General features: G+C 69.6%; 16 protein-coding genes and 3 pseudogenes. 6 read left to right on the plus strand and 13 right to left on the minus strand.

What is annotated here, in order from left to right; genetic code table 11:
* The 3 genes from ACYVE9_RS04735 to ACYVE9_RS04745 form a co-directional block, all read right to left on the minus strand.
* Positions 1 to 284: TetR/AcrR family transcriptional regulator (locus ACYVE9_RS04735; RefSeq protein WP_461026426.1), on the minus strand; the 284-nt coding region annotated here is incomplete at its 3' end.
* Entirely contained in the window at positions 281 to 643 is a 363-nt protein-coding gene (locus tag ACYVE9_RS04740; RefSeq protein WP_461026441.1) for a DUF1304 domain-containing protein, read from the minus strand. The genes ACYVE9_RS04735 and ACYVE9_RS04740, both read right to left, overlap by 4 nt.
* 199 nt (positions 644 to 842) lie before the next feature.
* Positions 843 to 1,373: an ATP-binding protein gene (locus tag ACYVE9_RS04745; RefSeq protein WP_461026427.1), complete on the minus strand. Its 531-nt coding sequence runs from the start codon at positions 1,371 to 1,373 to the stop codon at positions 843 to 845.
* Positions 1,374 to 1,688: 315 nt separating this feature from the next.
* On the opposite strand from ACYVE9_RS04745, the gene ACYVE9_RS04750 reads away from it, so the two are divergent.
* The 4 genes and pseudogenes from ACYVE9_RS04750 (at position 1,689) to ACYVE9_RS04765 (ending at position 5,526) form a co-directional block, all read left to right on the plus strand.
* Positions 1,689 to 2,525 carry a helix-turn-helix domain-containing protein gene (locus ACYVE9_RS04750; protein ID WP_461026428.1) on the plus strand — a complete coding sequence of 279 codons (837 nt, stop codon included), beginning with the start codon at positions 1,689 to 1,691 and terminating at the stop codon, positions 2,523 to 2,525.
* Positions 2,526 to 2,580: 55 nt separating this feature from the next.
* Positions 2,581 to 4,038, plus strand: a complete 1,458-nt coding sequence (locus ACYVE9_RS04755) for an aldehyde dehydrogenase family protein (protein WP_461026429.1) — start codon at positions 2,581 to 2,583, stop codon at positions 4,036 to 4,038.
* Between the two features lie 330 nt (positions 4,039 to 4,368).
* A complete protein-coding gene (locus tag ACYVE9_RS04760; RefSeq protein WP_461026430.1) occupies positions 4,369 to 4,947 on the plus strand; it encodes a DinB family protein in 579 nt (192 codons plus the stop codon).
* Positions 4,948 to 5,062: 115 nt separating this feature from the next.
* Positions 5,063 to 5,526 (plus strand): annotated as a pseudogene (locus ACYVE9_RS04765) (IS5 family transposase).
* A 60-nt stretch (positions 5,527 to 5,586) separates the two neighbouring features.
* Here the strand turns inward: ACYVE9_RS04765 and ACYVE9_RS04770 are convergent.
* The 4 genes from ACYVE9_RS04770 to ACYVE9_RS04785 form a co-directional block, all read right to left on the minus strand.
* Complete coding sequence (locus ACYVE9_RS04770; protein ID WP_461026431.1) at positions 5,587 to 6,234, minus strand: DUF6518 family protein; 648 nt, start codon at positions 6,232 to 6,234, stop codon at positions 5,587 to 5,589.
* A 538-nt stretch (positions 6,235 to 6,772) separates the two neighbouring features.
* Positions 6,773 to 7,735, minus strand: coding sequence for a CU044_5270 family protein (locus ACYVE9_RS04775; RefSeq protein ID WP_461026432.1), 963 nt, complete (start codon positions 7,733 to 7,735; stop codon positions 6,773 to 6,775).
* Positions 7,728 to 8,333, minus strand: coding sequence for an RNA polymerase sigma factor (locus ACYVE9_RS04780; RefSeq protein ID WP_461026433.1), 606 nt, complete (start codon positions 8,331 to 8,333; stop codon positions 7,728 to 7,730). The genes ACYVE9_RS04775 and ACYVE9_RS04780 overlap by 8 nt, the downstream gene beginning before the upstream one ends.
* A 446-nt stretch (positions 8,334 to 8,779) precedes the next feature.
* Positions 8,780 to 9,955 (minus strand): hypothetical protein, encoded by a 1,176-nt coding sequence (locus ACYVE9_RS04785; RefSeq protein WP_461026434.1) that lies wholly within the window; start codon positions 9,953 to 9,955, stop codon positions 8,780 to 8,782.
* A gap of 347 nt (positions 9,956 to 10,302) precedes the next feature.
* On the opposite strand from ACYVE9_RS04785, the gene ACYVE9_RS04790 reads away from it, so the two are divergent.
* Positions 10,303 to 10,923, plus strand: a complete 621-nt coding sequence (locus ACYVE9_RS04790; RefSeq protein WP_461026435.1) for a PadR family transcriptional regulator — start codon at positions 10,303 to 10,305, stop codon at positions 10,921 to 10,923.
* Positions 10,924 to 10,929: 6 nt separating this feature from the next.
* Here ACYVE9_RS04790 and ACYVE9_RS04795 read toward each other — a convergent pair.
* From ACYVE9_RS04795 to ACYVE9_RS04805, 3 genes and pseudogenes are all read right to left on the minus strand, one after another.
* Positions 10,930 to 11,030 (minus strand): annotated as a pseudogene (locus ACYVE9_RS04795) (IS5/IS1182 family transposase); the annotation flags it as partial.
* 84 nt (positions 11,031 to 11,114) lie between these two features.
* Positions 11,115 to 11,573, minus strand: coding sequence for a nuclear transport factor 2 family protein (locus ACYVE9_RS04800; protein WP_461026436.1), 459 nt, complete (start codon positions 11,571 to 11,573; stop codon positions 11,115 to 11,117).
* A 59-nt stretch (positions 11,574 to 11,632) separates the two neighbouring features.
* Positions 11,633 to 12,367: an SDR family NAD(P)-dependent oxidoreductase gene (locus ACYVE9_RS04805; RefSeq protein WP_461026437.1), complete on the minus strand. Its 735-nt coding sequence runs from the start codon at positions 12,365 to 12,367 to the stop codon at positions 11,633 to 11,635.
* A gap of 84 nt (positions 12,368 to 12,451) precedes the next feature.
* On the opposite strand from ACYVE9_RS04805, the gene ACYVE9_RS04810 reads away from it, so the two are divergent.
* On the plus strand, positions 12,452 to 13,048 hold the full coding sequence (locus ACYVE9_RS04810; protein WP_461026438.1) for a TetR/AcrR family transcriptional regulator: 597 nt from the start codon (positions 12,452 to 12,454) through the stop codon (positions 13,046 to 13,048).
* 10 nt (positions 13,049 to 13,058) lie between these two features.
* Here ACYVE9_RS04810 and ACYVE9_RS04815 read toward each other — a convergent pair.
* The 3 genes and pseudogenes from ACYVE9_RS04815 to ACYVE9_RS04825 all read right to left on the minus strand — a co-directional run.
* Positions 13,059 to 13,512: pseudogene (locus ACYVE9_RS04815) on the minus strand (helix-turn-helix domain-containing protein); the annotation flags it as partial.
* A 360-nt stretch (positions 13,513 to 13,872) separates the two neighbouring features.
* Positions 13,873 to 16,044, minus strand: a complete 2,172-nt coding sequence (locus ACYVE9_RS04820; RefSeq protein ID WP_461026439.1) for a TerD family protein — start codon at positions 16,042 to 16,044, stop codon at positions 13,873 to 13,875.
* Positions 16,045 to 16,126: 82 nt separating this feature from the next.
* The coding region (locus ACYVE9_RS04825) for a LysE family transporter (protein WP_461026440.1) at positions 16,127 to 16,461 on the minus strand (335 nt) is incomplete at its 5' end.

The following is a 16,461-nucleotide window of genomic DNA, read 5'->3' on the forward strand; positions in this document are numbered from 1 at the left end:
GGCGGCGGCGACTCCGGGTCCGGGGCGCCGCGCCAGGCGTGCAGGGCGTCCACCGCGTCGCGCACCACCTCGGCGCAGGCGTCCGTCGCGAGCGCCCGGAGGTCCGGGTAGTGCACGTAGAAGGTGGCCCGGCCGAGTCCGGCCCTGCGTACCAGGCCGGCGACCGTCACCTTCTCCAGCGGGCGCTCGGCGCACTCGTCGAGCAGTGCCTGCCGCAGCCGGGCCCTGGTCCGCACAGCACGGGCGTCGCCCGCTTCTCCCCGGCCGCCGGTCGGCACGCTCATGCGGCGAGCAGAACGGCGGCGAGGGCGACGGCGCCCGGTACGGCCTGGACGAAGAGGATGCGCTTGTTCGCGGTGGCCGCGCCGTAGCAGCCGGCGACGACCACGCACGACAGGAAGAAGACCGTGAAGTGCAAGCCGACCGGGTCGGCCGCCACCAGCCCCCAGAGCAGGCCGGCGGCGAGAAAGCCGTTGTAGAGGCCCTGGTTCGCCGCCAGTGGTGCGGTGGCGCGAGCCATCTCCGCGTCGAACCCGGACAGGGCCCGGCCCTGCTTGTGCTGCCAGAGGAACATCTCCAGGACCAGCACGTAGAGGTGGAACGCTGCCACCAGGAAGACCAGGACGTTCGCGACGATGTTCACCTGCGGGCGCTCCTCGGGTGCGGGGCGTGCCACCATGACGATGTGATGGACGCATGTCCAGTAACTATAGACACATGTCCAGGGAGGTGCGCGTCGGGAGTCCGCGGGGCGCCCCTGCGGGTGGGAGCGGCCGGGGCATGCCGAAGGGCGCCCGGGGTGGCGGGCGCCCTCTGGTGGCGGTGGAGTGGTGCGGGTTCGGTCAGGTCGAGGCGGGCGGTCCCACTCGGAACAGCGCCCAGACCACCTTGCCCGGCTGGGGGCCGCTGAGCGGTTGCCAACCCCAGCTGTCACTGAAGGACTCGACGAGGAACAGGCCGCGCCCGGACTCCGCGTTGACGTCGGCGAAGTCCGCGAGGGCCGCGAACGGGTCGGCGTCGTCCAGTGCCGAGATGGGCGGTGTGCGGCTGGGGTCACGGACCGCGCAGACGAGCCGGGACGCCCAGCGCATCAGGTGCAGCCGGACCGGCGCGTCGCTGTACGGGGACGCACAGGTGGGCAGGCCGTGCCGCAGGGCGTTGGTCACCAGCTCGGAGACGACCAGGGTGACACCGTCGCAGTGATCCGACAGCTCCCACTCGCTCAACGTGGTCCGGGTGAAGTCCCGAGCGCTCTGCACCGCCTCGAACCGCGGCGGCAGCGCGCTCGAAGCGGAACCGGAAAGTGCTCCGGGGTCGAGCGGGGGGAGTCCCTGCCATAACGGCTCGAGCACTGTGGTTCCTTCGGTCCCCATAGTGAGGTTCCCCCTGGCTGTGATGGCAGTGGAGGTCCGTGGCGGACCGGACGGCGGTGCTCACCCGATGGCCTCGGGACCCAAACACGTTGACACCGCGTGCACTTGGGCTGCCCCCATGGTTCCCAATGCGAACAACGGATGCAAGGGCAGATGCACGTGCATCTGTAACTTTCGATCGTGTGTAACCGGATGGGCACTCAACGGAGCGTATTGATGGCAGACTGCTGCCCCATCAGGGGCGGGTGTCTGATCGAAAAAGGGGCAATTCCGGTGACAGGCGGAGCGAATGGGGCAAGCGGTTCAAGCGGGTCGATGGTGCGGCGAATTCTCCTCGGCTCCCAACTGCGGCGCCTGCGAGAGTCTCGCGAAGTGACCAGGGAAGCGGCCGGATACTCGATCCGCGCGTCCGAGTCGAAGATCAGTCGGATGGAGCTGGGACGGGTGAGCTTCAAGCCGCGGGACGTCGCGGACCTACTGACGCTGTACGGCGTCACCGACGAAGCGGAACGAGAACCGCTGCTGAATCTGGCACGGGAGTCGAGCATCGCCGGCTGGTGGCACAGCTACGGGGACGTACTGCCGTCCTGGTTCCAGACCTACGTCGGCCTGGAGGGCGCCGCCTCGCGGATCGACACCTACGAGGTGCAGTTCGTGCACGGCCTGCTCCAGACCGAGGCGTACGCCCACGCGGTGGTCGCCAGCGGCCACCGCCGCATGCCCGGGGACGAGATCGACCGGCGGGTGGCGCTGCGCATGGAACGCCAGAAGCTGCTGTTCCAGGAGAACGCCCCGCAGCTGCGGTGCGTACTGGACGAGGCCGCGCTGCGGCGGCCGTTCGGCAGCGAGGAGATCATGGAGGAACAGCTGGAGCACCTGGCGCAGCTGTCCGAGCGGCCCAACATCACGTTGCAGGTGGTGCCGTTCGCACTGGGCGGGCACCCCGCCGAGAGCGGCGCCTTCACCATGTTGCGCTTTCCCGAGCCGGAGATCCCCGACGTCGTCTACCTGGAGCAGCTCACCGGTTCGCTGTACCTGGACAAGGCGGAGGAGGTCGCGGAGTACTCGGGGGTCATGGACCGGCTGATCAGCAACAGCCTGAACCCGTCGCAGACCCGTGACCATTTGCGCAGAGTCCGCCAACTCGCCTAGAACGCAAGTAGCATGACGTGCCATCACGAGTCCTCCTCAGCTAAGAAGGATTGGCATGCCCCACTTCGCGGACCTGGCGCTTCAATACATCGACGGTGAATGGCGGCCCGGGTCGGGCTCGTGGGACATCATCGACTTCAACCCGTACGACGGCGAGAAGCTGTGCTCGATCACGGTGGCCACCGCGGACGAGGTTGACCAGGCGTACCGGGCGGCCGAGCGCCACCAGCCCGCGTGGGCGGCCACCAATCCCTACAGCCGCCGGCTGGTGTTCGAGCGGGCGCTGCGGATCGTCGAGGAGCGCGAGCAGGAGATAGCGGACGCCATCGTCGCCGAACTGGGCGGCACCCGGCTGAAGGCCGCCTTCGAGCTGCACCTGGCCAAGGAGTTCCTGCGCGAGTCGGTGCAGTTGGCGCTGCGCGCCACCGGCAAGATCATCCCGTCGCCGGTGGACGGCAAGGAGAACCGCCTCTACCAGGTGCCCGTCGGTGTGGTCGGGGTCATCTCGCCGTTCAACTTCCCCTTCCTGCTGTCGCTGAAGTCGGTCGCCCCGGCACTGGCCCTGGGTAACGCGGTGGTGCTCAAGCCGCACCAGAACACCCCGATCTGCGGCGGCTCGCTCGTCGCCAGCATCCTGGAGCAGGCGGGACTGCCCAAGGGCCTGCTCAACGTGGTGATCACCGACATCGCCGAGATCGGTGACGCGCTGATCGAGCACCCGGTGCCGAAGGTGATCTCCTTCACCGGCTCCGACAAGGTCGGCCGGCACGTCGCCACCGTCGCCGCAGCCAACTTCAAGCACGCCGTGCTCGAACTCGGCGGCAACAGCGCGCTGATCGTGCTGGACGACGCCGACATCGACTACGCCGTGGACGCGGCCGTGTTCAGCCGGTACGTCCACCAGGGCCAGGTCTGCATGGCGGCCAACCGCGTCATCGTCGACCGCAGCGTGCAGCAGGAGTTCACCGAGAAGTTCGTCGCGAAGGTCTCCACGCTGAAGGTCGGCGACCCCGCCGACCCGTCCACGGTGATCGGCCCGCTGATCAACTCCAACCAGGTCGAGCGGATCACCTCGCTGGTCGAGCAGTGCGTCGCGAGCGGCGCCACCGCGCTGCTGCGCGGTGAGGCGGACGGCAACGTCGTCTCGCCGACCGTGCTGACGGACCTGCCCGCCGACTCCGCCGCGCTGCGCGAGGAGATCTTCGGCCCCGTCGCGCTGATCATCCCCGTGGACGGCGAGGACGAGGCGGTCCGCGTCGCCAACGACACCCCCTACGGCCTCAGCGGCGCCGTGCACACCGCCGACGTCGACCGGGGCGTGGCCGTCGCACACCGCATCGAGAGCGGCATGATCCACGTCAACGACTCGACGGTCTCCGACGAGCCCATCGTGCCGTTCGGCGGCGAGAAGCACTCCGGCCTGGGCCGCCTCAACGGCGACCACTTCGTGCACGCGTTCACCACCACCAAGTGGATCTCGATCCAGCACGGCCGCAGCGGCTTCCCGTTCTGATCGGCTCGACCCGGCCCCGATCACCGAGACCCGAGACCCGATCCCCGAGACCCGACGCCCGACCTGCCCGCCCCCTCCGCCTGCCGGCTCGTCCCGGCGGACGGAGGGGACGGGCAGGTCGTTCTCATGAGCGGGACCCACCGGCTCGGGAAGCAACGCCGGGCTCAGCCAGCGCGTCGGGATCGGCGAGCACATCGGCTCGGAAGGCGGCCGGCCCGGAAGAGGGACGCAGGGCTGATTGAGGACCGTAGCTGTCCGCAACGGTTCGTAGTGTCGTGTGCAGCGAAGGGGGCCGGAAGGCAGCGGCTCCCGAACCCTGCGAGAGGTGTGATGACTGTGCCGACTTCTGTTTCCCCCGAGGCCCACGGTGACGAGCGGAGCGCGCTGCTGGGCTACCTGGACGCCCAGCGGGGCGGACTGCGGCGGGCACTGCTCGGGCTCACCGAGGAGCAGGCGCGCCGGGTGCCCAGCGCCAGCGCGCTGTCGGTGGCCGGAGTGGTCAAGCACGTGATGGAGGGCGAGCGCGGCTGGATCCGCACCATGCGCGGTGAGCCGCTGGACTACCACGACCCGGCGACGATCAGGGGGTGGGAGGACAGCTTCTGGCTGACCGACGAGGAGTCCGTGGCGTCGGTGCTCGCCCGGTACGAGGAAGTGGCCGCGGAGACCGAGGCGGCTGTACGGGCGCTGCCCTCGATGGACGAGCTGTTCGTGCTGCCGGACGCGCCCTGGGAGCCGGGCGGCCCGCGCACCTGGCGGTGGGGCCTGCTGCACCTCATCGAGGAGGCCGCCCGGCACGCCGGGCACGCGGACGTCATCCGGGAGTCCATCGACGGCAAGGGCGCCTTCGACCTGGTCGCCGACGAGCACGCGGCCGGCGACGCGGACCGGGCGCCCGTCGCCGGCTAGGACCGGCCGTCGGTTGGAGCCCGCCGGGCGGCTCATGGCGTGGCGGTGACGCGTCGCCGTGAGCCCGCGGGCAAGGCCGCGTCGTCAAGTGTCATAGGTGGTGGGTCATGGCGTCGTGATACGTCGTCATGAACTGTCGGATGCTGAGTGGGAGTTCGTCCGGCCGCTGCTGCGCGTGTCGTTGCGGGGGCGGAAACGGCTGGATGACCGCAGGGTTCTGAACGGGATCGTGTGGAAGTTCCGGACCGGGACGGCCTGGCGGGATGTGCCCGACCGCTACGGTTCGTGGGCCACGCTGCATACGCGATTTCGCAGGTGGGCGGCGGACGGGACGTTCGACCGGATGCTGCGGGCCGCGCAGGCGAAGGCGGATGCGGCGGGCGACATCGAGTGGCTGGTGTCGGTCGATTCCATGATCGTCCGGGCCCACCAGCATGCGGCGGGGGCCCGGGGCTCCGCGACCCGGCCCTCGGCCGGTCCAGCCTAAAGCAGTGGCGCGGCATCGCCACCCGCTACGACAAGACCGCCCAGTCCTACGAAGCGGCCGTCACCCTCGCCTCACTCCTGACGTGGGCCTGATATTGCATGACAAGCCTAGTGGCCGTCGCTGACAGCCGTGCCCCTGCCCGGCGGGCCCACTCAGCCGGACACCGCGTCCAGGAGGCCATAGAGGATCTGATAGGTGACGAAGGACGCGGGGATCGCCACAGCGAGGCTCAGACCGCGTTCCTTCCAGGTCCGCCCCAACAGCAGCGGAAGACCGCAGGCGAGAGCACCGCAGACCACCGCCTGCGGCAGGTACCCCAGGCCGAGCCAGTAGTGGAGGCCTTCACTGCCGAAAAGGCCGCCGAGTGCGCCGAGCGCCACGTAGCGCAGCCAGGGTCGAGTACCGCGTCTCGACCACGCGCCCGCGACGCCGAACAGCGGTCCCGCGACGCACGCCATCGCGAGCCAGAGCAGTGGAAATGTGAGCGAGCCCATTCCGCCCCGCCCGAACTCGGCGTACCCGTAGTAGCCGACGACGAGGCCGATCTCCGCCAGGGCTCCGGCTGCCGCCGGAAGGCGATGGCCGTCGGTGCGGTGTGCGAGGGAGGCGCCCGCGGCAAACGCGAACACTGTCCACACCGCACCGGAGTTCGCCAAGTTGTTCCACGCCCCGGGCAGCCAGCCCTGCGCCAGGTTCGTCAGGATGCCCCCGACGAGCCCTGCCCCGAGGCATAGAACAGCCGCGCCCGGGGTGTTCTTCGAGCGCAGGCGGGGTGAAACGATCGAATCGGTAGCAGCCATGCCCCGACTATACACAGAGTATATACACCCGATTTATAGGCGCGGTTTGTAGCTGGACGTAGGTCATCGCTCGGGCGATCGACACCACTCACCGAGACCCGGTCAGGCGGGGGCGCAACCAGCCAGCTGGCGACGAGGCCGAGGATTTCGGGGACGACGGGCTTGCACAGCAGGCGACGACAGGCGAGGAGCGAGGCATTGGCGGAGGTGCGGCCCAGAAGGAGAGTGAGACCGCGGGCCGGTGGATCTCGGCTCCGCCCCCCGGCAAGGCCCTCTCGCTTTCGTCGTCACGGGCGGCAACTCCAACGACTGCACCCGGTTCACCACCGTGATGGAACGGGTCCGGGTGCCCCGGACCGGACCGGGACGGCCCCTCACCCGGCCTGATCACATCCTGAGCGACAAGGGCTAGCACTCAAAGGCGATCCGGGCCTGGCTCCGCCGTCGGGCATACCGCACACAATCCCCGAGCGTTCCGACGAAGCGGCCGTCACCCTCGCCTCACTCCTGATGCGGGCGTGACATTTGACGACAGACCCTAGGGGCGCTGCCTCAGGCGGTCGACGATCGCCCACTCCACCGTGTGCGACAGCTGGACGTACGTCCTGCCGGAAGCCGTGGACCCCTCACTGCGGAAGCCCAGGAACTCGTGCGATTCCGCATCGAAGATGAGGTAGCTGCCCTTCTGGGACCCCTCTCCGGTGTAGGCGATCCCCACTCCGGTGCGCCCGGCGGAGTCCTTCACCCCCGGAATCGCCTTGACCTCGGGCACCAGGGCCAGTGCTTCGTACGCGGCGGGACGCATCCCCGGAGGCAGCACGGGCTGCTTCAGAAGCTCGCCGAGCAGGAAGTAGGCGCGGAACCAGTCGAAGCCGGAGATGCCGTCGATCGACCGGTCGGCCGTGCCGCCGGCGGAGATGATGGCCGGAACGAGCTTCTTCGGATCGGTCGGGAGTTTCTTGAGCCTGCTCCACTCCCGGGGAGGCCACACGGAGCCGCCGTCCCTCATGGGCTCCTCCCAGATCACGTTGCCGCGCTCCATGGTCAGGGAGCGCTTGGAGCCGTCCACCGAGTCCCAGTTCACGTCCACGAAGGTCCTGACCTTGCCGGTCTTCCGGTCCGTCTCCTTGATGACCCGCTTCGAGTAGATGAACTGGTCGCCGCGCGGCGCTGCGGGCGTCTCCTGATCACCCGCGTACGCCGCCGCCGCTTTCAGCACCTTCGCAGCGGCGGCGTTGCGCATCTGCGGGGCGACCGTGCCCGCGCGGCCCGTGCCTACGCCCTCGGTGGTGATCAGCACCGCTGTCCCCGCGAGCACCATGGCGACCACGCCGGCCGTCGCGAGGCGCAGCGCCCGGCGTCGGCCGGGCCCGGTGCCGGGGTGCCGTTCCGTGCGCGCGATCGTGTTGAGCAGTCGGTGCCGGGCCTGTGCCCGGGCCGGTTCGGTGAGCGGGGACGCGTCGGCGTCCCAGTCCCGCAGGAGTTCGAGTTCGTCAGTCATGGCCGGACACCTCTCGCAGTGTCGTCGGATCGGATCCGCCCAATGCTTCGCGCAGCTTGCTGCGAGCCCGGTGCAGCCGTGACCTGACCGTGCCGATGGGAACACCGAGGGCCTGGGCCACCTCCTCGTAGCCGAGACCGCCGCCGGCCATCAGCAGCAGCACATCCCGCTGCCGCGCGGGCAGTGCGGGCAGTGCCGCCGCCAGCTCACGGCGTACGGCCTGTGCCCCCACCCGGGCCGCAGCCCGGTCGGCCAGCGGCTCCTCGTGGTCGGCGGGAGCCGGGACGCGGGCCAGGGCCTTGAACCGGCGGGCCTCGGCCCGCCGGTGCCGGCCGACCATGTTGGTCGCTATGCCGAACAGCCAGGGCCGGACGCCGTCGCCCGTGGCCCGCGCGGGGTCGTACCGGTGCCGCTGCTGGAAAGCGGTGGTGAAGGTCTCCGCCATGAGGTCGTCGGCCGGCTCGCCGCCGAGCCTACGGGCCAGATAGCGGTGTACCGCATCCGCGTGCCGGTCGAAGAGCACGGCGAACGCCTCGGGCTCGTCCTGGGACCGCCTGATTACCGAGGCATCGCTCTCCGCCCCCGTGCGGACGGTCATCGGGGCTCCTCTCGTCCTGGGGAACGCTTCGAAGGCTTGGGCTTTCATCTCTCCTTCGCCCCTCGCCCCCGGCGAGTTCCCTCGGAGCCCCTGGCCGTTGGTCCCAGGGCCTGCCCGGCGTCCCCCGGGCCGGGGAGTGAACGTGCGCGTGCGTCGGCACAGCGTGGTGGTCTGCTGAGATGTCGTGGTGTCCCCACCATGACATCTCAGTGGGGTGCGGCCGCACGAGCCAGGTCCCGCGCGACGCCGTCCGTCCGATACGTGCCGACGAGTGGCCCGAAGGAGGGGCTCGGAGCGCGCAGGCGAAGCCCCCGGTCACGGCGGGACGCCCTGGCCGTGACCGGGGGCACGGCGGCGTTCGGAGGACACCGGGGTGTCCGGGCGATCCCGTGAGGCCCCCGCGTAAGCGCTTCGTACACGCGCCCGTGCAAGCGTCCGGACAGCCCTCAGTCGCCGATTCGGCCGTGCACCAGGATCGGCACGTAGCCGGCCAGGTGAGCCACGGGGACGCGTACCTCGAACGTGTTCTTCCACGTCCACACCGGCAGGACGTAGAAGTCGGCTTCCCTCCTGATGGTGCCGTTCACGGCGAGGATGTGCTCGCCCTCGGGCTCCGACCGACCCCAGATGGCAGCCGGCGGGGTCGGCGGGTCGGAGAAGGTGCGCTTCGAGGGGTCGTCGTTCGCCCGTGTCCAGTCGTCGAAGCTGCGGATGAACGCGTAGACGTACGGCTTGGTGCCCGCCAGCTGGGCGTTCACCGCGTCGACCGCTGTCTGCGGCGAGGAGGCGTCGACGCGCGTGACGGTGCAGGTGGGCGCGCCTGCGACGTGCAGCATGAGCGTTCTGGTCCCGTCGGAGTCGAGCCCGAGATCACCCTGGTCGCGGAAGGCCGACTCGCTGCCGCGCACGTCGACGGCCACCTGCAACGGCCCGGCGGCGGTCCGCAGGACCCGTAGCGCCCGTTCACGGCCGCCGGCGACGAAGCTGAGCACCCAGTGGTCGCCGGCGGTCAGCGTCTTGATGCTCGTGGTGGGCAGGTCGACGGTGAATCCGGCGACCTGCCCCAGCCGCCAGTCCTTGATCCCCAGCTCGAAGCGGAGGTCGTCGTCGAGCCGGCCCGCGTCCAGGGCGGGAATGTGCTCGGGGCCGAGCGTGAAGGCGTCCAGGAAGGGTTCCTTCGCGTTGAACAGCCGGGCGATCTCCTCCGAGAACAGCACCTGGGCCGCGTACATGTGCGGCGAGCGGATCTTCAGCAGCTTGCCGAGACTCCGCGACAGCACGAAGTCCAGGTCGAACGTGGCCTCGTACAACTCTCCCATCGGCTGCACGGACTTCGCGTCGCGCTGCTTCAGGCGCCCACCCAGGAGCACGCCGGGACCGGTGGTGATCCCGTTGAAGTCCGCTCCCCCGTGGACGGCCCGCAGCAGCTGCACGAACCGGGCCCGGTCGTGCTGGAGGAAGCTGCGCACGATGGCGGCCATCCCGCAGGTGCCGAAGAAGTACTGGTTGAGGCTGTCCGGATCGTCGATGAGGGTGTGTGCCCGCGCCACGTCCGCCGCGGTGAACGACGGCTGTGCCGCCGCCAGGTCGGTGACGGCCTGCTTGGCCTCTGCTCTCTCCATGGTGGAGCCCCCGTTCCCCCGGCCGCCCGACGGTGGACGGCAGGCCGTGATTCTGGCGGACCGGACACAAGGGGAGTAGTCGCTTTATGGCCATGATTCCAGCCATCAATCCCCTGTTCACCGTTCATCCCAGGTGATGTCTCCCGTCACGGGTCAGCCGACCGGTGCGGGCCCCGCTCGCCGGGGCGCGCCCGCCAGCCCGCTCCGTGCGGCCACCCGCCGGGCCCCGGCACTGCCGCCCCGGCAGCGTCTACGCTGTGCCACGGGACGAAGCCGACGGCGCGGGCGGGACGGGCGGCGCAGGGGCACGGACGACGCGGGTGATGCGGGGAGCGGAGAGAAGGTCGATGTCAGCGATCCGGCTGCTGGTGCTGGGAGCGGTCCGCCAGCACGGCCGCGCGCACGGCTACATGGTCCGCAACGACCTGGAGTTCTGGGGCGCCCACGAGTGGTCCACGGCCAAGCCCGGATCGATCTACCACGCCCTCAAACAACTGGCGAAGCAGGGACTGCTGCGGGCCCACGACGTCGCCCCCAGCACCGCGGGCGGCCCGCCACGGACCGAGTACGAGCTGACCGAGGACGGTGAGCGGGAGTTCGGCGCACTGCTGCGGCACGCACTGACCGCCGTCGACGAGAAGCCGGACATGCTGACGTCGGGTGTCGGCTTCCTCGTCGACCTGCCGCGCGCGGAGGCCATCACCCTGCTCAGGGAGCGGCTCGCGGCGCTGGAGGACTGGCGGACGGAAGTCCGCTCGCACTGGTCGCCGCCCGAGTCCACCCCCGAGCAGTGGGGGCACATCGGCGAGATCATGCAGCTGTGGGTGCACACCGCGGACAGCGGCATGGAATGGACCCGCGGCCTGATCGAGCGGCTGGAGAGCGGCGCCTACGTCATGGCGGGGGAGGGCGAGCGGGACGTCACCGTCCTGCCGGAGGGCACGCCCAACCCCTTCGCGACGCATTGAGCTTCGTCAGCGGTGCCGCTCCAGGGTGAGTATGGCTTGGCGATTGACGTCATGAGGTTCGGGCTGCAGCGGGCGTGGCGGAAGAACTGCCAGGACCCGAGGCGGGAGCCGAGGCGACAAGATTGAGCCCTGCGACCTCGTCGCCACGCGGCCCCCGTACCTGTGGTGCGCGCCACGGTGCAGGCTGTCGACTACATGCTGGCGATGCTGTCCTGCACCGACCTGCCCCAAGTCACACCCTCAACGTGCGTGTTGGCGAAGTCCGGGTCCACGTAGATGTGAACCCTCTTGATGAGTGCACCCTCGAACTCGAACACATTGCAGAACAGCCCGAAGGAGGAAACGCCGTCAGGGAAGTCCACGCCTGACGTCGTTGTTCCCCTTTCCACGCCCTCGACGATCACGTGGTTCCCTGACGTCAACACGGTGAAGCCCTCGATCTCGTGCTTGAGCGACGCGATTCCCCGGCCGAGGCCCTGAGCGAACGCTCCGATCTGCGCCTTCCCCCTCGCGATGCCGAACTTCGGGTAAAACATGTGAGCATCTTCCGTGAAGACGTCGATGACCGCAGGGTTGCCGGCGTCCACCATGCGGAAGTAGTTGATGGCAATCTCTTCGCGACGCTTCTGAATATCGCTGTCGGCGTTCACTTTTCCTCCTGGTACGTGGTGTGTTGTGGTGGGCTCTCGCGCTGGCATGAGGGACGCGGTCAGACCTGCGCCAGGCCTCCGTCGACGAACCATTCGGCGCCGTTGACGAAGCTGGAGGCGTCCGAGGCCAGGAACGTCGCCACGGCGGCGATCTCGTCCGGTCGGCCGATCCTGCCGAGCGGCACCTCCGAGGCGAGCTGGTGGTCCGGGCCCACGACGCCGACCAGGCCCGGGGTCTCGGTCGGGCCGGGGCTCAGCACGTTCACCCGGAACTTCCGTTCCTGCGCGCTGAGCGCCCAGCTGCGCACCAGGTCGCGTACTGCTGCCTTCGATGCGCCGTAAGTTGCCAGGCTCGTTCCGGGGGAGAGCGCATTGGTCGACCCCGTCACTACGATTGAGGCGCCGTCCGACAGCAGGGGCAGCGCCTTCTGCACGGTGAAGATCGTGCCCTTCACGTTCGTACCGAAGGTGGCGTCGATGGCTTCCTCTGTGATCTCACCGAGGCGCTGAGGGACAGCGCTGCCGGCGTTGGCGACAAGCACGTCGATGCGGCCCGCCTCCTCGCGCACGACCGAGTAGAGGTCATCGAGGTCCGTCTGTACCGAAACATCGGTCCTCACGCCGGTGGCCGCTGGCCCGATCTCAGCGACCGCCGCGTCGAGCGGCTCCTGACGGCGACCGGCCAGGAACACCCGTGCCCCCTCCGCGGCGAACCGCCTGGAGATGGCAAGCCCAATGCCGCTGTTGGCTCCGGTGACCACCGCGACCTTGCCTGCGAGTACTTCGGTCGTCACGCGCCCACTCCTCAATTCTTGACTGGTTCGTCCATAACGCTAGCCGTTATGGACGAACCAGTCAAGAACCGGTAGGCTGTCCCCATGGCACGACCTAGGAAGTTCGACGAGCAGCAGGTACTGGACACTGCCCGGGAGCGGTTCTGGTCGGGTGGGTACGCCGCCACGCGCATGGAAGACATCGCCGAGGCAACGGGGCTCGGCAAAGGCAGCCTGTACGGCGCGTTCGGCGGAAAGCAGGAACTGTTCCACCGCGTGTTCGACGCCTACTGCACCTCCGTCGTCGACGCTGCGAGCCGGCAGTTGCGCGGCACCGACGCGGACGCCTACGCGCGGCTGTCCGCCCACGTGTACGCGGTGGCGGCGGCGACTGCCGCAGACGCCGCCCGCCGCGGATGTCTGTTGGCCAAGGGCGCCGCCGAGCTGGCCGAACACGACGAGACGGTGGCCAAGCGGGCGCGCGCGGCCATTGAGGCACTGCAGGCGCTACTGGAGGACGACATCGCAGCCTGTCAGCGCAGCGGCGACATCGCCGCGGACGCGGATCCGGGAAAGCTGGCTGTTCTGGTGCTCGCCGTGCTGCGCGGCATTGAAGCGCTGGGTAGGGCCGGAGCGAGCGAGGAGACGCTGACCGATATCGCCCGGACAGCCCTCGCTGTACTGCCCCGCACCGCCCACTGAGTCTCCCCACCCGTTGCCGCTCCAGCGTGAGGATGGCCTCGACGATTGGCGTCACGCGGTTGGGGCTGCATCGGGACCTGCGAAAGATCCGCCAGGACTTCAGCCTCGCGACACCTCGTTCGACGGGCGCTCGTGCTGCGGCCAGCGCCTGCACTCGGCGAGGGGGCCGTCGAGCAGGACGAGTCGGGTTCGTGCTCGCGCAGCGTCTTCAGCAGGCCCGGTGCACGTTCGGCGAGCAGGTCGATGACCGCGCTGGTGTAGGCGTGGGCGGTGGACTCGCTGATCCCGAACCCGGCGGCGATCTTCGCCAGAGTGGTGTGTTCGCGCAGGTACACCAGTGCCACCATCGCCCGCTGAGACGCACAGAGCTTGCAGCTGCCGGTCGCCCTCACGAGTGACGATCACCATGGTGACCCATTCCACGAGTGCATGCGCAGGTCGAGTGCGGCAGGATGGATGACCAACAAGGCCCCCGAGCAACGTGATGGAGACGTCAGACATCTCGATCAACAGCCCGGGGGCCTCGCTCGTTGCGCTTCACGGCCCATCACCCGATCGGTGACCAACTCGAAGAAGCCCAGTTGACCCTGCCGGACGCGCGTTGTGGGATGACGCCGGGAGGGCCTTCGCTCCTGACGTGGGAAGGACGTCCGGATCGTGCCGACCTTCGGGGCGTGAGCCGTCGCCGCACACAAAGGCTGAGAGGCGCCGCGGGGGCGCCTCTCAGCCGAAGTCGGGGGCGAGGAGAGCGAAAGGACTCGGGTTCATTAGGAGTGAATGAGAAGGAAGCCCCTTCATGGCCTCGCCGCGGGCAACGCTAGCACTCAACCCGGGATCACGTCGCGCAGGTTTTCGAGGGTGATGATCCGGGACTCCGGGTGCAGGCCCTCGGGACGTTCGAGGCCGATGTACGTCACGGGCCCGTCCGGGACCGGCCCGCCGTCCCACAGGTCAACAGCCGTATTCTCGCGGGACATCAGAGCGACCAGGTACCACATCGTCAACTGCTCGCGTTCCACGAGGGCACGCACCACCTTGGACACCGACACCTGGTTCTCCTCGACCCGGTTCGCCGCCGAGATGCCCCTCAGGTACAGGTGCAGCCACTTCGCACGCCACTTGCCGTCGTACCCGCGCCGGAAGACCAGGGGCAGCGCCACCCGACCCGCGCCCCGCAGCTCCGACTTCGTCCGCACCGTGCGGGGCTCGAACGGACGGCCCCGCTGCTCGCCGTCGCGCAGCATGAACCCGAAGAACGACTCCTCGACCTGCTCGAAGCTCTCGCCCGCGTAGATGTTGACCTGCGGAACGATGAACGTGCCGCGCACCCGGTCCAGGGACAGGTCGATGAACTCCGAAGCCCCGTCGGGCGCCTCGGTGACATCACCCGAGTGCTTGCCCCCGATCGCGGTGAGGGCCGTGTAGGAGAGCCAGGAGTCGGTGCTGTAGTCGCTGTGCAGAAGCAGGGCCGACAGGTCGTAGTCGGTCAGCTTCTCCCTCTCCTTCCAGTACACGAAGAAGCGCAGCAGTTCGCCGTCGACCTCGGAGACCGAACCCCGAGGCAGCACACCGAACCCGGCTGCGGTCGCCCTGCCACTGAGCGGGAGCGCGACGTCGAGCACGTCGGGGTCGAGCAGCAACCGGTCCGGTGCCGGGAGCCGGCGGCGTATCTCGGCGTCGAGTGCGGCGGTCAGCCGGTCGCGGTCGGCGGCCGGTACCGGAGGCCGGACGTCCGGGGTCACCCAGGCGCGGCCCCGGCGGTTGACGAAGATGCGGGGTCGGTCCGTCTCCCGCTCCCGGTTGTGGAAGTGCTCACGGACCGAGAGCACGACCCGGCCGGAGACCTCGGGAGCGACCTCGATCGCGGCGGCCACCACCGCGTCCCGCTGCTCCTGGTCGGCGGCGGTACGCAGCAGGAGGTCCAGGGCGCGGAACAGCTTGCCGGGGGCGGACCTCAGCAGCCGCACCGCACCGGGGACGTCGAAGTCCTCGAACAGCTTCCCGGCGCGGCTGTCGAAGGACCGCGCCTCCTTCTCGCCCCGAGCGACGGCGAACACGTCGGCGGCGTGCGGCCAGCGCGGGTACTCGTGGGGATGGAGCCGCTCACCGAGCCGCTTGAAGGGCTCCCGGTACGCGTGCACGTCGGCGAGCTTCGCGGGGTTCGCCGCGACCACCGCGTCGAGGCCCGCGAGCAGCCCCCGGCGCACCGGCCTCGACAGCGCCCGGAACCGGGTCGGTTCCCGGAGCGTCACGTCGCCGCCCGACAGCGCGCAGGCCAGCCGGAGCACGTCGGTGACGGTGTCCAGCAGGAGGTCGGCTCCAACGCCGAGGCGGGCCTCGTTGACGACCGCCCGGTTCTCCCGGACGGGGATCGACTGCGGCTGGGGGCCGAGCGCACATCGCTCGGCGAGGGTCTTGAGGTCGAGCAGGTGATCCTCACCCAGCGGTGTGGTGCTGCCCGCCAGGGCCAGGTACAGGTCGGTGAGTTCGCCGTCCAGGTCCCGCCCGAGGTGCAGGACGGTCACCCGGTCGCCCGCCGTGGTGATCAGTTCGTCCTGCGCGGCGAGCATCTCCTCGTAGGTGTGCTGGTAGCGGCCGTACGCGGGGAGGCTGAGCAGGTCCACCATCCCGTGCGCCAGCTGCTTCAGCACGTTCTCGCGTGACGTGTCGTCACCGAGTGCCCTCGTCACACACCGCAGCCAGAACTCCTCGGTGTCCGGCACGTTCGCCGGGAAGTCGATGAAGTACGCGTTGTGCCGGACGTGGTCGCCCACCATCTCGCCCACGGTGCGCAGCGTGCGCCTCGCGGTGTGCACGACCGCGTCCTCGGACAACCCTGACAGCCGCTCCAGCAACTCGGCCGAGAGCTTGAAGCCCACGGAGGTCAGCGCTGCGTCGAACTGCCGTGCCGCGGCGGCTCCTTGCCCCGCGGAGCCCTCGGGGGACGGAACGCGGTGGGTGTGCCGGATGACCAGCGATTCGGGACTGTGCGCCATTCGGGGATGATCGCAGAGCTGGGTGAGCCGGCGCACAGGGGTTTTCCGCTGCGGGTCCGTGGAGCCCTCAGTGGGCGGCCGGTCAGCCGGAGGTGAGGGAGAGCTTGGCGGCGAAGCCGAGGAAGGCGGTGCCCGCGGCGGCCGACGCACCCGCCTGGAGCTTGCGGCGCCGGCGGAACGCGGCGGCCAGCCGGGTGCCGCTGAAGATCAGCACGGACAGGTAGACGATGCTGAACAGCTGGGCCCAGGCGCCGAGCGCGGCGAAGGACAGTGCCGGGTAGGGATAGGCCGGGTCGACGAACTGCACGAAGAACGACACGAAGAAGAGGATCGCCTTCGGGTTGAGCAGGCTGGCCAGCAGAGCCCGCCGGAACGGCCGCTCGGTGGTGCCCGCCGCGCCCGCGGCTGCCGGGCCCG

It is taken from the genome of Streptomyces sparsus (genome assembly GCF_054776295.1).